General features: G+C 56.9%; 14 protein-coding genes. 3 read left to right on the top strand and 11 right to left on the bottom strand.

From position 1 onward, the window contains the following. Positions 1–64 precede the first annotated feature (64 nt). Positions 65–781 (bottom strand): two-component system response regulator RstA, encoded by a 717-nt coding sequence (gene rstA, locus N6P30_RS19060; RefSeq protein WP_021241154.1) that lies wholly within the window; start codon positions 779–781, stop codon positions 65–67. A 128-nt stretch (positions 782–909) separates the two neighbouring features. Here rstA and N6P30_RS19055 point away from each other — a divergent pair, with 128 nt between their 5' ends. Then, entirely contained in the window at positions 910–1,245 is a 336-nt protein-coding gene (locus N6P30_RS19055; protein WP_021241155.1) for a GlpM family protein, read from the top strand. Here the strand turns inward: N6P30_RS19055 and folM are convergent. The 3 genes from folM to ydgH all read right to left on the bottom strand — a co-directional run bounded on the left by folM (position 1,242) and on the right by ydgH (position 4,515). Then, positions 1,242–1,964, bottom strand: a complete 723-nt coding sequence (folM, locus tag N6P30_RS19050; protein WP_021241156.1) for a dihydromonapterin reductase — start codon at positions 1,962–1,964, stop codon at positions 1,242–1,244. The two genes, N6P30_RS19055 and folM, sit on opposite strands and share 4 nt — an antisense overlap. Before the next feature lie 39 nt (positions 1,965–2,003). Continuing rightward, positions 2,004–3,386 (bottom strand): amino acid permease, encoded by a 1,383-nt coding sequence (locus N6P30_RS19045; protein WP_023292612.1) that lies wholly within the window; start codon positions 3,384–3,386, stop codon positions 2,004–2,006. Between the two features lie 184 nt (positions 3,387–3,570). Next, positions 3,571–4,515 (bottom strand): DUF1471 family protein YdgH, encoded by a 945-nt coding sequence (gene ydgH / locus N6P30_RS19040; RefSeq protein WP_023292611.1) that lies wholly within the window; start codon positions 4,513–4,515, stop codon positions 3,571–3,573. 535 nt (positions 4,516–5,050) lie between these two features. On the opposite strand from ydgH, the gene pntA reads away from it, so the two are divergent. Together pntA and pntB are read left to right on the top strand one after the other, a co-directional pair. Next, a complete protein-coding gene (pntA, locus tag N6P30_RS19035) occupies positions 5,051–6,580 on the top strand; it encodes a Re/Si-specific NAD(P)(+) transhydrogenase subunit alpha (RefSeq protein WP_023292610.1) in 1,530 nt (509 codons plus the stop codon). Between the two features lie 10 nt (positions 6,581–6,590). Then, the gene (gene pntB, locus N6P30_RS19030) at positions 6,591–7,979 is read left to right on the top strand and encodes a Re/Si-specific NAD(P)(+) transhydrogenase subunit beta (RefSeq protein ID WP_021241158.1); all 1,389 of its coding nucleotides are present in this window, start codon (positions 6,591–6,593) and stop codon (positions 7,977–7,979) included. Between the two features lie 122 nt (positions 7,980–8,101). Here the strand turns inward: pntB and uspE are convergent, their stop codons facing one another. The 7 genes from uspE to N6P30_RS18995 all read right to left on the bottom strand — a co-directional run bounded on the left by uspE (position 8,102) and on the right by N6P30_RS18995 (position 15,277). Then, on the bottom strand, positions 8,102–9,052 hold the full coding sequence (uspE, locus tag N6P30_RS19025; protein ID WP_008500542.1) for a universal stress protein UspE: 951 nt from the start codon (positions 9,050–9,052) through the stop codon (positions 8,102–8,104). A gap of 109 nt (positions 9,053–9,161) precedes the next feature. Further along, positions 9,162–9,344 (bottom strand): hypothetical protein, encoded by a 183-nt coding sequence (locus N6P30_RS19020; RefSeq protein ID WP_014883604.1) that lies wholly within the window; start codon positions 9,342–9,344, stop codon positions 9,162–9,164. A 147-nt stretch (positions 9,345–9,491) separates the two neighbouring features. Continuing rightward, positions 9,492–10,244, bottom strand: a complete 753-nt coding sequence (gene fnr / locus N6P30_RS19015; RefSeq protein WP_006174991.1) for a fumarate/nitrate reduction transcriptional regulator Fnr — start codon at positions 10,242–10,244, stop codon at positions 9,492–9,494. Positions 10,245–10,427: 183 nt separating this feature from the next. Further along, positions 10,428–10,943, bottom strand: coding sequence for a methylated-DNA--[protein]-cysteine S-methyltransferase (gene ogt / locus N6P30_RS19010; protein ID WP_021241159.1), 516 nt, complete (start codon positions 10,941–10,943; stop codon positions 10,428–10,430). Between the two features lie 10 nt (positions 10,944–10,953). Next, the gene (abgT, locus tag N6P30_RS19005; protein WP_023292609.1) at positions 10,954–12,480 is read right to left on the bottom strand and encodes a p-aminobenzoyl-glutamate transporter; all 1,527 of its coding nucleotides are present in this window, start codon (positions 12,478–12,480) and stop codon (positions 10,954–10,956) included. Between the two features lie 41 nt (positions 12,481–12,521). After that, on the bottom strand, positions 12,522–13,967 hold the full coding sequence (locus N6P30_RS19000; protein WP_023292608.1) for a M20 family metallopeptidase: 1,446 nt from the start codon (positions 13,965–13,967) through the stop codon (positions 12,522–12,524). Further along, complete coding sequence (locus N6P30_RS18995) at positions 13,967–15,277, bottom strand: M20 family metallo-hydrolase (RefSeq protein WP_023292607.1); 1,311 nt, start codon at positions 15,275–15,277, stop codon at positions 13,967–13,969. The genes N6P30_RS19000 and N6P30_RS18995 overlap by 1 nt, the downstream gene beginning before the upstream one ends. Positions 15,278–15,368 lie beyond the last annotated feature (91 nt).

Raw genomic sequence — 15,368 nt, 5'->3', positions numbered from 1 at the left:
ACGCGCGAAAGAAGGGCATTCTCGCGTAATGCCTTTATTTCGCGCAGGTTATCCTGTCCGGCGATCAGGTTTCCCACGCATGTGGGGCAAACAGATAGCCCTTGTTACGCACGGTTTTAATGCGGTAGGGCTCGGTGGCGTTATCCTGCAGTTTTTTGCGCAGACGCGAAATCGCCACGTCCACGCTGCGGTCCATTCCGTCATAGCTTACGCCACGCAGGTTTTTCAGGAGCGCGTCACGGTCCATGATCTGCCCGGCATGCGTTGCCAGCTCCCACAGCAGGTCAAAATCTGCGGTGGAAAGGGCGATAAGCTCGCCAGAGAGCAGCACCTGACGGTTAATCGGATCAATAGACAGCGTACCGAAGCGCATCGCTTTGTGCGGCGTCAGAGACGGCGCCGGTGCTTCGCGTTCGATGCTGGCGTGCTGGCGTAAATGGAGGCGCAGGCGAGCGAGCAGGACGGCAGGCGGTGTGGTTTTCAGAATGTAATCATTGGCACCCATCTCCAGCGACAAAATATGGTTCATATCGCTGTCCAGTGAGGTGAGCAGGACGATAGGGCCCTCCCACCGGGCGCGCAGGTCGCGGCAGAGCGTCATGCCGTCTTTGCCCGGCAACATGATATCCAGCAGCACCAGATCCGGGTTTTCACGGACGACCACCTCTTCGGCACGATCGCCACGAGGTTCAACAATGACGTCCATATCATGTTTACCCAGATAGGCGGCGATCAGCTGCCCGACTTCGGGTTCGTCTTCAACATAAACAATCTTATTCATACAGCGTCTGTTTTCGTGAAAAAAGCCAACATACACCGCGAAACCTTAACCTTCCATTAATCTTTCAAAATTAACGCCGGTTCCGTTATTCTGGCCCATAGGGTGAGTTGATTATTATAAGGAAAACGATGGCTCTGGTGATCAAAGCCGCGCTGGGTGCGCTGGTGGTGTTGCTGATTGGCATTCTGGCAAAAACGAAAAACTACTATATTGCCGGGCTGATCCCTCTCTTCCCGACCTTTGCACTCATTGCCCACTATATTGTGGCGTCTGAACGCGGCACGGAAGCGTTACGCACGACCATCGTGTTTGGCATGTGGTCAATCATCCCGTATTTTCTCTACCTGCTTTCGCTGTGGTATTTCACCGGTTTTCTGCGTCTTCCCCTGGCGCTGGGCGGGGCGGTGGTCTGCTGGGGGCTCAGCGCCTGGGTGTTAATTTTCTTCTGGAGCCGCTTTCACTAGCGCAGCGGTCGGCCGCCGTCCACGGCAAAGGTTCTGCCGGTGACGTAGCAACTGGTGAGAAGGTAATCCACGAGGTCGATGACCTCTTTCTCGCCTGGGGCAATTTTCATCAGCGATTTATTCAGCGCCTGCTGGCGATACTCCGCATCATCGTTTTCGTTGAATAAGATCATTGCCGGGGCGATGGCGTTCACCTTCACCTCGGGGGCGAGCTTGCGGGCAAACGAGCGGGTCATGTTATCCAGCGCGGCTTTACTGGCCGCATAGGCAATGTGCTTGTCGCTGCCGCGCTCCACCACATAATCCGTGAAGTGAATGATGTCGCCCGCAGCATGTCCGTGGCCGCGGAGCAGATCCTGCAGAGCGTGGTTAAGCAGATAAGGGGCATTGACGTGGATCTGCAGCATGGCGGAGAGCGTTTCGCTGAGTGACGTACCCGGCCTTTCGGCCTGCCATGCGCTGGCGTTATGGAGCACGGCGCGCAGACCCGTTGTGGTGGATTTCACTTTTTCCGCAAAGGCCAGAATGCCTTCATCGGTTGAAAAATCAGCCTGAATGCAAACCGCCCCGGCTTTGCGCAGCCCTTCAATCGACGGGTATTCCGTGCGGTAGCTGACAATGACCGGATGGCGAAGGTTGAGAAAATGATGGGCGAGGGCGAGGCCGATACGGCGGCCTCCGCCGGTGATCAGTATGGGGCGAAGCGGTGCATTTCCCATCGTATTCTCCTTTACAGTTCAACAATGGGAAAGGCGATGCTATCCCACTAACATCCAGGTTGCCGGCACGGCAGCAACCAGTAACAGTCCAATTAAGGCCATCTCACGGCGTTTCAGCGCGTTCTCCAGCTGATGCGTGCGGCGGGCGTAGATGAACACCAGCAGACCCGGTGCGTACAGCACCACCGACAGCAGCAGATGCATAGGTCCGGAAGCATACAACAACCACAGGCCGTAAATACAGGCTCCGACACCCACGACATAATGCGCCGGGCGTGTGGCAATTTTTAACAGATACGCACCCACTAAGAAATAGGGTACCAGAATCATCTCCGAGGCGATGGTCAGCAGCGTGTTATAGTCTGAACCTGTGAGCCAGATCAGCACCAGACAGATCTGAACGCTGATGTTGGTCAGCCAGAGTGAGGCAGACGGCGCGCTGTTTTGGTTTTGACGCGCAAACAGGCGTGGAAACGCCTTGTGCGTCGCGGCCAGGAAAGGCACTTCAGCCGCCATGATGGTCCAGCTCAGGTAGGCTCCGCAGACGGAGATGATAAGGCCAGCGGCAATCACCACATCGCCCCAGGGGCCGAGCATTTTCACCATCAGGCCCGCCATTGACGGGTTACGCATTTCAGCCAGCTCAGGACGCGCCACCACGCCCAGCGACAGCAGCGTCACCAGCAGATAGACCCCGAGCGCAGCCAGTACCGCCAGCAGCGTGGCGCGGCCCACATCGCGTTTATTTCGGGCCCGGGCGGAAACCACAACCGCGCCTTCAACACCGATGAACACCCACAGGGTAATCAGCATCGTGTTTTTCACCTGCTCCCAGACGGGGACGCCCAGCGCAACGCCGCTGAAATCGAGCGTGAACACGTCCATGCGGAATGCAATGAAGGCCAGAACGATAAACAGGCCGAGCGGAACCAGTTTCGCGAGCGTCGCCACCAGGTTAATGCTGGCGGCCGTTTGTACGCCACGCAGCACCAGCCAGTGGACGAACCACAGTAACACCGAGGCGCCCACAATAGACTGCCAGGTATTCCCGTCGCCAAACAGGCGCAGCTCAGGCGTATCGGTAAAGAAACTGAGGGCCGAGAAGACAATCACCAGATAGGAGACGTTGGCGATCACCGCACACAGCCAGTATCCCCAGGCCGAACAGAAGCCAATCAGCTCGCCGAAGCCTTCACGGGCATAGGTGAAAATGCCGCCGTCCAGATCCGGGCGAATGCGCGTCAGCAGCAGCATGGCGAAGGCCAGCAGCAATATTCCGACACCCGTAATGCCCCAGCCAATGATGAGGGCAGACGGGCTGGCGACGGCCGCCATATTTTGCGGCAAACTGAATACGCCCGCACCCAGCATTGAGCTTAAAACGAGTGCAGTCAGAGCACTCAGGCCAAGTTTCTTTTCCATTGGCTTCCTGTTATGAAAGGTCAAAATCCAGAATAATTATTTCGCTCAGGCGCATAAAAATGGTGGATCACACTAAGGCGCGGGATTTTACGGAGTGTAACGAAAGCATGCAATGACGTGTGGCAGAAATTCAAAAAAAGTAACAAAAAAGGCGGCATTGCGCCGCCTTTTTTAAACGATTTTGTTACTTGTACAGATCGGCGCTGATGGTCACGTTGTTACCACGTTCCTGCCACTGGCGGGTGATGTGGTAGAACTTCGCCCCTTTCTTCGCCGCACGCTTCGCGACCTGGTAAGAGACTTCCGTCATGTTGCCGTAGTTGCCGGTAAATTTGATGCTGTCGAACGGCACCATCTGCGCGGCAGTGGCGTTGTTCAGCTCTTCAACTTTGGTACCGTCTGGCAGCGTAACCGAATAACGACCACCTTTCGTGGACTGCGTTTCAAAGAAACGGCCCACTTCAGCGCTTGGCGTAGCCGTCGTTGCGACGCCTGGGATTTCCACTTTCTTCGCTTCTTCGCCGCCTTTCGCTATCGCCGCGCGACCGGCTTCTGAGTTCGCCGGAATCGCATCCGGGCTCTGCAGAACACGTTTCTTCGCATCTTCTTTATAGATGAACGCGGTAATACGCTGGTTGCCGCCCTGGTTAGCATCGACCTGACGCACGATGTAGAAAGCGTAGCCCCCTTTCTCTTTCGCGGCTTTGGTGATGGCATCGTTCACTTCAGGCTGGCTGCGGTAAAAGCCCTGAACGGTGACGGTGTCGTACGGTTCCAGCGCAATTGCCTGATCTTTCGGCAGTTCAACAACACCGTTAATCACGCGGTTTTTCGGTGCGTCAGCTTTTGGCGCGTTGTCCTTATACAGCGCAATGGTCACGCGCTGGTTACCGCTGTTGCCGTTATCAGACTGGTCAACAACATAAAACGAGGCTGCCCCGTTTTTATCAGCGGCCTTAGATGCAGCGGCGACGGCGTCGCCAATAGAATTATAACGACCCACAATGACCTTATGGTCAAAAGGTTTTAACGCTGCCGCTTGCTCCGGCGTTAACTCTGTTGCGGCATTCGCAGACAGGGCGGTCGCGGAGAGAAGTGCGGACGCCAGGAGTGTGTTCTTAAGCTTCATAAAAATGATCCTTCGCCTTGCGCAAACCATGTACTGGTATTGTTGTTAATTTGAGACGGTCCCGATTATGGCATTTAAAACCCGTCGCTGTCTGCGCCATTTTTCACTGCCTGTGCTCACTGAATCACCTTATTCGATAACATTTAGTGATATGTTGAAAAAACACGCGTTTGACAAGTAAAACTGATAAAGCTTATGACTTTTACAAGTTAATTTAATGTTAATAAGTTGTTCTCTTATGGCGCTATATCATGTTTTTACCGCTTCGCTTGCGCGAATTATCGGTTCTGGCGATGAATTTAAGGTAAATATCACTGTCAGTGACGCCGATCGCTTATTTTTCACAGATAAAGTAAGAAATAGTGTTTTCTGGCGGTAGATCACGGCCGCTATTTTCAGTAGGTTATAGACAGTTTGTTACTGTTTTATTTTCCGGGGTTAATTGTGTCTCATTGCTTGCGTGATGGCGAAAAATGATACAAACCGCGGGCACTTATCGTTAAACCATCATCAAAAACCGATGGAAGGGAAAACTATGCGTATTGGGGTACCAAAAGAACGGTTAGCCAATGAAACCCGCGTAGCGGCAACACCGAAAACGGTGGAGCAACTGCTTAAGCTGGGTTTTACCGTCGCAGTTGAAAGCGGCGCGGGCAAACTGGCGAGTTTCGATGACGAGGCCTTTATCCAGGCTGGTGCGGAAGTGGTGGACGGTGCCGACGTGTGGCAGTCGCCGGTTATTCTGAAGGTCAACGCACCGGAAGAGAGTGAGATTGCGCTGCTGAATCCGGGCTCCACGCTGGTGAGCTTTATCTGGCCTGCGCAAAATCCTGAGCTGATGGAAAAACTGGCCGCGCGCGGCGTCACCGTGATGGCGATGGACTCCGTGCCGCGTATTTCGCGCGCCCAGTCGCTGGACGCCTTAAGTTCGATGGCAAACATTGCGGGCTACCGCGCCATTGTTGAAGCGGCCCATGAATTTGGTCGCTTCTTTACCGGTCAGATCACCGCGGCGGGTAAAGTCCCTCCGGCGAAGGTGATGGTGATTGGCGCGGGCGTGGCGGGACTTGCAGCCATCGGTGCGGCAAACAGCCTGGGCGCTATCGTTCGCGCGTTTGATACCCGTCCTGAAGTGAAGGAACAGGTCCAGAGTATGGGGGCCGAATTCCTTGAGCTGGACTTCAAGGAAGAAGCGGGCAGCGGTGATGGTTATGCGAAGGTGATGTCCGAAGCCTTTATCAAAGCCGAAATGGAACTCTTCGCCGCGCAGGCGAAAGATGTCGACATCATTGTGACCACCGCGCTTATCCCGGGTAAACCGGCGCCGAAGCTGATTACCCGTGAGATGGTGGACTCCATGAAGCCGGGCAGCGTGATTGTCGACCTGGCCGCGCAAAACGGCGGCAACTGCGAATATACCGTAGCGAATCAGGTGACCACGACCGAAAACGGCGTGAAGGTGATCGGCTATACCGATCTGCCGGGTCGCCTGCCGACACAATCGTCTCAGCTGTACGGCACCAACCTCGTCAACCTGCTGAAGCTGCTTTGCAAAGAGAAAGACGGCAACATCACCGTCGATTTTGACGACGTGGTGGTGCGCGGTGTGACCGTGGTGCGTGAAGGTGAAATTACCTGGCCTGCGCCACCGATTCAGGTTTCGGCCCAGCCTCAGGCAGCGCCTAAAGCGGCGCCTGAACCAAAAGAACCTGCCAAACCGGCTTCCCCGTGGCGCAAATACGCGATCATGGCGCTGGTGATTATTCTCTTCGGCTGGCTGGCTGACGTCGCGCCGAAAGAGTTCCTCGGCCACTTTACCGTCTTCGCGCTCTCCTGCGTCGTGGGCTACTACGTGGTGTGGAACGTCTCCCATGCGCTGCATACGCCGCTGATGTCGGTGACCAACGCCATCTCCGGGATCATCGTGGTGGGGGCGTTACTGCAGATTGGCCACGGCGGCTGGATCAGCTTCCTGAGCTTTATCGCGGTGCTGATCGCCAGTATCAATATTTTCGGTGGTTTCACCGTGACTCAGCGCATGCTGAAAATGTTTCGTAAAGGCTAAGGGGTAGCATATGTCTGGAGGATTAGTGACAGCCGCATACATTGTTGCTGCAATCCTGTTTATTTTCAGTCTGGCGGGGCTTTCCAAACACGAAACGTCTCAGCAGGGGAATAACTTTGGTATCGCCGGGATGGCGATTGCGCTGATTGCCACCATCTTCGGGCCGGACACCGGCAACGTGGCGTGGATCCTGGTGGCGATGATCATCGGCGGTGCGATTGGTATTCGCCTGGCGAAACGCGTTGAAATGACCGAGATGCCGGAGCTGGTGGCGATTCTGCACAGCTTTGTGGGTCTGGCCGCGGTGCTGGTGGGCTTCAACAGCTACCTGTACCACACGCCAGGTCTGGAACCGATTCTGGTGAATATTCACCTGACGGAAGTGTTCCTCGGTATCTTCATCGGTGCGGTCACCTTCACCGGTTCCATTGTCGCGTTCGGCAAGCTGCGCGGGAAGATCTCCTCTAAGCCGCTGATGCTGCCAAACCGTCATAAGCTGAACCTGGCTGCGCTGGTGGTGTCGTTTGTGCTGCTGGTGGTCTTCGTGCGTACCGAAAGCGTCGGTCTGCAGGTGCTGGCGTTGCTGGTGATGACTATCATCGCGCTGGCCTTCGGCTGGCATCTGGTGGCGTCCATCGGTGGTGCGGATATGCCGGTGGTGGTCTCCATGCTGAACTCCTACTCCGGTTGGGCGGCGGCGGCGGCGGGCTTTATGCTGAGCAACGACCTGCTGATCGTCACCGGTGCGCTGGTGGGTTCTTCCGGTGCGATCCTGTCTTACATCATGTGTAAGGCGATGAACCGCTCGTTTATCAGCGTCATCGCCGGTGGCTTTGGTTCTGACGGCTCGTCTACCGGCTCCGATGAGGAAGTGGGTGAGCACCGTGAGATCAGCGCGGAAGATACCGCCGAGATGCTGAAAAACTCGCACTCGGTCATTATCACCCCGGGCTACGGCATGGCGGTGGCACAGGCGCAGTATCCGGTCGCGGAAATCACCGAGAAACTGCGCGCGCGCGGCATCAAGGTGCGTTTTGGTATTCACCCGGTGGCGGGGCGTCTGCCAGGCCACATGAACGTGCTGCTGGCGGAAGCGAAAGTGCCTTACGACATCGTGCTGGAGATGGACGAGATCAACGATGATTTCGCCGACACCGACACCGTGCTGGTCATTGGGGCTAACGACACCGTTAACCCGGCGGCGCAGGACGATCCGCGTAGCCCAATCGCCGGGATGCCGGTTCTGGAAGTGTGGAAGGCGCAGAACGTGATCGTCTTTAAGCGCTCAATGAATACCGGCTATGCCGGGGTGCAGAACCCGCTGTTCTTCAAAGAGAACACCCACATGCTGTTTGGCGATGCCAAAGCCAGCGTGGATGCGATTCTGAAAGCGCTCTGACAGGGTAAAGCCCGGTGGCGCAAGCTTACCGGGTCTACCAAACCCGTAGGCCGGGTAAGGCGTAGCCGCCACCCGGCAAAAAAAACCGCCGGTTCGCCGACGGTTTTTTTTCATCTTGCGGGTCAATCGTCTTCCGGATCGTCCAGCTCAACCGGCGTCTGGTACTCATCCGGCTTGATAACCAGCAGGTCGCAGCGCAGATGGTCGATCACCTGCTCGGCGGTGTTGCCGAGGAAGGCGGCAGAAATACCGGTACGGCCAATGGTACCCAGCACGACAATCCCCGCCTGCAGGTGTTCAGCCAGGTCCGGGATTACCTCTTCAGGCAGCCCTTTTTCCACGTGGGTCATCTTCTCATCGATGCTGAATTTCTGGCGCAGCGCTTTCATGGCCAGCAGGTGCTGACCGCGGATGGCGTCGTTATACACGCTCGGGTCAAATTCCGGCAGCTCAATGGCGATGTTAATCGGGGTAACCGGATAGGCACCTACCAGATGCACTTCGGTGTGGTTGACCTGGTCGGCAAGCTGGAGGGTCTCCTTCACCAGCTTCTCGTTCAGCGAATTGTGGTAATCCTCTTCGCTGGCGAGGTTTACCGCCACAACGGCTTTCCCGCCTTCAGGCCACGGCTGGTCTTTCACCATCCAGACCGGGCAAGGGCATTTACGCAGCAAATGCCAGTCGGTCGGGGTGAAGATCACGGATTCCAGCTTGTCGTGCTGGTGCGCCATCTTCAGCAGCAGATCGTGCCCACCGGCAACGACTTCCTGAATGATGGCTTCGAAAGGTCGGTTGTGCCAGACCACTTTGATATCAATGGGCACGCCCGCTTCCAGGTAATACTTCGCCTGTTCGCGGATCCACGCGGTACGCTGGCTGATGACGCCCTGACGCATAGCGGTGCGCTCGTCAGGCGACAGAAGGGTGGTCATCTCATACGAGAAGTCATAGATCGGCAAAAACGCTTTGATTTTGCCACCAATCCGTTGATGTAAATACACAGCACGTCGTAATGCCGGCTGATCGTCCTGATTCGGATCGATTGCTACCAGCATGTTTTGATACTTGGCCATACAGGTCTCCTTACTACTGTCACCACAGTCTGTAATTAAAAGAGTAACCTATATATCCTGAATGAAACAGAGGAGAGCTTTTGCCAGATCAATAATTCATGAAAATTTATCAGAGGAAAAGCACCGTGGTCGTTACCGCGATAAACGCAATAAACAGCAGCACCATCACCGCTATCGCAAAGGTCGTGGAGTCCTGAACGTAGGTTTTTTCCTCCCCCTTCATTGGGCCGACAAGCATGATCCAGATGAAGATAAAGGTCACTGAGGCAATCACGACTGAAACGAAAAACAAACTTTCTCTCAATTCATAACCTCAACGAGACCCTTTTGGGTGCTGTGTGGGGACGAGCTGCGGTGAAAAGGGCAGATAAAAGACGGGGTGACAGGCCAGACCCATAAATCAGGAAAATTTATCGGTCTGGCAGTATACGTATGGCGTTTACGCCACGTTGCGGGCGTGCCCGGCAAGAACGGCCAGCGCTTCACCGTTTTCGATAGTGATATATTTACCCTTAACGGCCAGCATCCCGCTTTTCTGGAAACGACCCAGCAGACGGCTGATGGTTTCCACGGTCAGACCCAGGTAGTTACCGATATCGCCACGCGTCATGGTCAGACGGAATTCACGCGGCGAGAAGCCACGCTCGGCGAAGCGGCGGGAGAGGTTGTAGATAAACGCGGCCAGGCGCTCTTCTGCGTTCTTTTTAGAAAGCAGCAGAATCATGTCCTGATCGCCTTTGATCTCACCGCTCATCAGACGCATCATCTGCTGACGCAGGTTAGGCATCTTGCCAGACAGATCGTCCAGGGTTTCAAACGGAATTTCGCAAACCATCGAGGTTTCGAGTGCCTGAGCAAAGCTCGGGTGGTGACCCGTACCGATGGCATCAAAGCCTACCAGGTCACCCGCCAGATGGAAGCCGGTGATCTGCTCATCGCCCTGTTCGGTGATGGTGTAGCTCTTGATGGTGCCAGAACGGATAGCATAGAGCGATTTCAGTTCGTCTCCCGCTTTAAACAGCGTCTGCCCTTTCTGAATAGGCTTTTTACGCTCGATGATATTATCAAGCTGATCGAGTTCATGCTCATTCAGGGTAAACGGGATACAGAGCTGGCTGATGCTGCAATCCTGGCAATGGATAGCACAACCGCCAGACTGAATGCGTCGTATAATTCGCTTTTCCGGGATCATAGGTTTGCTCAAGCCTTAATTGATATTGGTCAATTTTAACATCTTTTTGGTAAGTACGTAAGCCTGACAAACCCTCAATAAGGACAAGAGACGGCAATGTGCCGCCATCTTCTTGAAATTCCACAGCTTGATTATGGATTTTTAGCCTAACCGGAAGAAAATTAAGCACAAAAAGCCTGGGAACTAGAGTAAGAGATACCCTTCGTGACGCAGCAACCACTCTTTTCGCTGCACGCCACCGGCATAGCCGGTCAGGGTGCCGTTGCGGCCAATAACGCGATGGCAGGGCACCACGATGCTGACCGGGTTAGAGCCGTTCGCGGCACCTACGGCGCGTGCGGCCCCAGCGCGACCTAACTGCTCCGCGAGCTGGCCGTAATGCATCACCTGCCCGCAGGGAATGGCCCGCAGCGCCTGCCACACTTCGCGCTGAAAAGGGGTGCCCGCCGTGGCGGTGGGCAGCGTGTCGATGATGCTGAGATCGCCTTCGAAGTACGCCGCAAGCTTGTCGCTCAGTCCACCCGGATTGGTGGCGCGGATACGTTCATACCCCTGGGCGCGGTAGTGAATCGCAAGCAGTTCTTCCATGCGGTCGCTGTGCTCTTCCCACTCAACGGCGCGCAGGCAAAACTGCTCGTCCGCGATCACCCACAGCGGCCCAAGCGGCGTCGCAATCTTGTCTTCGAGTAATCTCAGCATCCTCATTCCCTTAGTTCAGCCTCGGGTAGATCCCCGGCCCAATCGGCAGGCCGACAAGATACCACGCCACCAGCATCACCAGCCATACCCCTAAAAAGATAAGCGGGTAGGGTAAAACCAGAGAATAGTAGGTACCCAGTTTGGCCTCGGGTTTATAGCGCTGCAGGAAGCCTAAAAACAGCGGAACAAACGGCGAAACCGGCGCCAGCGGGATAACCGAAGAGTCCGCGATGCGGAACAGGATCTGCGCGAAAGCCGGGTGGAACCCCAGCATCATAAACATCGGCACGAAGATCGGGGCCAGAATCGACCAGATGGCGGAGCCGCTCGCGATAAACATGCACAGCAGGGATGACAGCAGCGCCAGACCGACAAACGCCGGTACGCCGCTTAGCCCGGCAGCCTCCAGCGCGTCGGTGAGGCCCACGGCCATAAACTTGCCCATGTTGCTCCAGTTAAACATCGCCACAAACTGCGCCAGCGGGAACACCATCACGATAAAGCCCGCCATCTCCTTCATCGGCTCGATCATCAGCTGCGGCAGATCGCCCTGACGGCGGATTTTGCCGGTGGCGATACCGTAGGCGAGCGAAACAATGAAGAAGAAGAGGATAATCAGCGGCACGATGCCCTGAATAAACGGCGAGGGCAGGACCGTATGTTTAACCGGATCGCGCAATATGCCGTTTTCCGGTACCACCATCAGCGCCACCGCGGCAATAAACGCCAGCGAGACAATCCCCGCCACGCGCAGGCCGAAGCGCTGCTCTTTGCTCAGGGTTTCCAGCTTTTCATCACTGCGGCCTTCCCATTTACCCAGCCGCGGCTCGACGATCTTATCGGTAATCAGCCCGCCGACAATCGTCAGGACAATGACCGAGCTTGCCATAAAGTACCAGTTGTCGATCACGCTGACGTGCATGGCCGCATCAATGGTTTTCGCCGCCTCCGTACTGATGCCCGAGAGCAGCACGTCGGTGGTCACGATCAGCAGGTTAGCGGTAAAACCGCAGCCCACCCCCGCAATCGCGGACAGCAGGCCCGCCACGGGATGGCGCCCGACGGCGAGGAAGATCAGCGCCCCCATCGGCGGCATGATCACCAGCGCGGCGTCGGAGGAGATATGGCTGAAGAAGGCGATAAACAGCACCATGTAGCTCGCGTAGCGCGCGCTGACGTGAGAAGCCATCTTCACCATCAATGCGGGCAACAGGCCCACGCGTTCGGCCAGCCCGGCGCCCAGCACCAGCGCCAGAATGGCGCCGAGCGGGGCGAAGCCGCTGAAGTTTTTAATCACGTTGGGTAAAAACCAGTGCAGCCCTTCAATGCTCAGCAGATTTTTCACCGCCACCAGGCTGCCGTCGGCCGGGCTGCGCACGCTGACGTCAAAGGCGGAGAGCACGGCGGTGGCGACCATCAAAATCACAATCAGATAGATAAAAAGCAGGAAAGGGTGCGGCACTTTATTGCCGATCCTTTCAACCCAGCCATAGAGCTTACCGGATGGGGAATGCGAAGGTATGGATGACATACTCATGGGCGTTCCTCGGGAGTGTTGTGTTGTTGTGTTGTGTTTTTTTATTTTAAAGGTGACGGTGTCACGCCCGGTGGGATCGGACACGCGTACGGTTTTTCTTCTAGTTGTTGTTCGAACTCTTCACGGCATTTTTTCAGCAGCGCCGCGTCCTGCAGCAGATTGAGCGCGGTCGCGCCCATCACTTTCCCGGCCAGCAGCATGCCCTTGTGGGCAATAGAGGTTCGCCCCTGAGATACCAGCTGCCAGGTGTGCAGCGGCGTGCCGACGGTAAAGCAGGGGCTGAAGCACTGGGCGACCGGCATTTTCCAGCTGACGTCACCCACGTCGGTTGAGCCCGCCAGCACGTTGTCGGTGACGGCATAGGGCGCGACTTCATCCACCAGCAGCGTCGCCTGATGACGACGGGCAAAGGCTTTACCCGCTTCACCACCCGTGGCGGCAATATTTTTCAGGCTATTTTGCAGATCGTTGGGCGTCAGCGTGGCGCGGATCTCGCGGGCAAACTCTCGCTCTTCGTCGGTCCACTCCGGCGTGCCGTAGTGCTGCAGGGCGCGATACATCGCCGCCTCAAGCGTGCGGTTCGGCAGGTAGCTGGAGCAGGCTTTATCAAAGCGGCACTCGACGGTCGTTTCGGTCATCATCGCCGCGCCCTGGGCGATTTTCTCGATGCGCTCGTAGATCTGCTGCGCATCCGCCATCTCCGGGGCGCGGATCAGGTACAGCACCTCGGCCTGCGCCTGCACCACGTTGGGCGAAATCCCGCCGGTGTCGGTAATGGCGTAATGGACGCGCGCTTTCTCGATGATGTGTTCGTTAAGGAAGTTGGTGCCGGTGGTCATCAGCGTCACGGCGTCCAAGGCGCTGCGTCCCAGGTGAGGAGAGTTGGCCGCGTGCGCCGCCACGCCGTGAAAACGCCAGGCGGCCTGAATATTCGCCAGCGTGCTGACGTTAAACATCCCGGCAAAGGCTTCCGGGTGCCAGGTGACGGCGGCATCGACGTCATCAAACATCCCTTCGCGCACCATAAAGGTTTTCCCGGAGCCGCCTTCTTCACCGGGACAGCCGTAAAAACGCACCGTTCCGCTGCCGCCGTGCTGCTCCAGCCAGCTTTTCACCGCCACCGCGCCCGCAAGCGCTGCGGTGCCTAAGAGATTATGTCCGCAGCCGTGGCCGTTAGCCCCCGGCGTGGTGGTTTGCGCCGTCGCGCAGTGTGCCTGCTGGCTTAACCCGGCCAGCGCGTCGTACTCGCCCAGCAGGGCGATAACCGGTTTCCCGCTGCCGAAGCTGGCGATAAAGGCATTGGGAATACCGCCTGCCTCGCGGGTCAGCGTGAAGCCTTCTGCTTCCAGCTCGCTGGCCAGCCGTTCGGCGGACCAGAACTCTTCAAAGCGGGTTTCGGGACGATCCCAGATCGCGTCGGCAATATCGGTTAACGTCCGACATCGCGCGTCGATCGCATCGGCAATAAAAGCGTAGTTCTCCTGCATCACACACCTCGCGTCCACGGGAAATTGAGCGCTGTTCGCGCCAGCGTTTCGATGGCGATAGTCATGACCTGCTCATCGAAGTCGAATTTTTCGTTGTGATGTCCGGCGCTCAAATCCGTGCCAAACACCATATAGGACGCCATGCCGCCGTTCTGCTGCACGCGGGCCATCATCAGCGTGGCGTCTTCGGAACCCGCTGGCGCTTTCACCTTATCGATGGCATGAACAACCCCGGAAACCTGGCTCGCCTGTTCGCGCAGATAATCCACCCACGCCGGTGTCGGCGCGCTGGAGGTGGCAGCCCCCATCAGGCGCATCTCCGCGCTCACGCCATAGAGCGCCGCCGCGCCGGTAATGACGGCCTGCGCGCGTTCAAAGACATACTGATTAATCGCTTCGCTTTCGCCGCGGGTTTCAACTTTGATCAGGGCATTCGCGGGCACCACGTTGCGCCCGCTGCCCGCCTGCATCACGCCGACGTTCACCCGGGATGCGCCGTCGCTGTGCGGGGCGATGCTGTGCAGGGCGAGGGCGGCCTGCGCGGCGGCGAGCAGGGCGTTACGCCCGTCCTCCGGCTTACCGCCCGCGTGTGCGGCCACGCCGGTGAAGCTCACGTCGAACTTGGTGGTGGCCATAAAGTTATCGCTGCCGCAGATCACCGTACCGGCAGGGACGCCGGTACCAATATGAATGGCCGTGAAATAGTCCACGTCATCCAGCGCCCCGGCGGCAACCATGGCGCGCGCGCCGCGCGTGCCTTCTTCAGCAGGCTGGAAGATCAGCTTTATGGTGCCGTTGAGCCGGGCTGCATTCTGCTTAAGCACCTGTGCCAGTCCCAGACCAATGGTGGTGTGGCCGTCGTGCGCGCAGGCGTGCATCATGCCCGGATTGCAGGAGGCAAACCCGTCGCGGAACGGGCGATGGCTGTCGTCGAGCGCTTCGCTTAAATCAAGGGCGTCCATGTCCACGCGAAACGCCAGGGTTGGGCCAGGGCGGCCGGTATTCAGAGTGGCGACAATGCCGGTAAAGCCGCCTTCAAACGGCGCCAGCCATTTCTCAGGCGCGCCTTGCGCCCGCGCGCGGGCAAACTCTCGCGCCAGGGTTGCCTCATCGGGCAGCCCCATCCGGCTTTCGGCATCGACCACGTCACGGCCCATCGCCAGTTCGTAACCCAGCGAGTCCAGGGTCTCCGCAACTTTCGCGGCGGTACGAAACTCTACCCAGCCGGATTCCGCAAAATGGTGAAAATCGCGACGCCACGCGCTCAGCTGCGGGGTTAACGTCTGGATGTACTGCGCCAGTGTGTCCATATCTGTTCCTGTCATCATGAAAATATGTGAACTGCTTCACGCTGTGATAGTTTTTACTTATCACTAACCGATTTTTCACAGTTTTAACCGT

Origin of the sequence: Enterobacter sp. PL1, from assembly GCF_945957325.1 — a bacterium.
Lineage (GTDB): Bacteria > Pseudomonadota > Gammaproteobacteria > Enterobacterales > Enterobacteriaceae > Enterobacter > Enterobacter roggenkampii.
The sequence above is the reverse complement of the archived record's forward strand: the minus strand, read 5'-3'. Positions and strand labels throughout refer to the sequence as shown.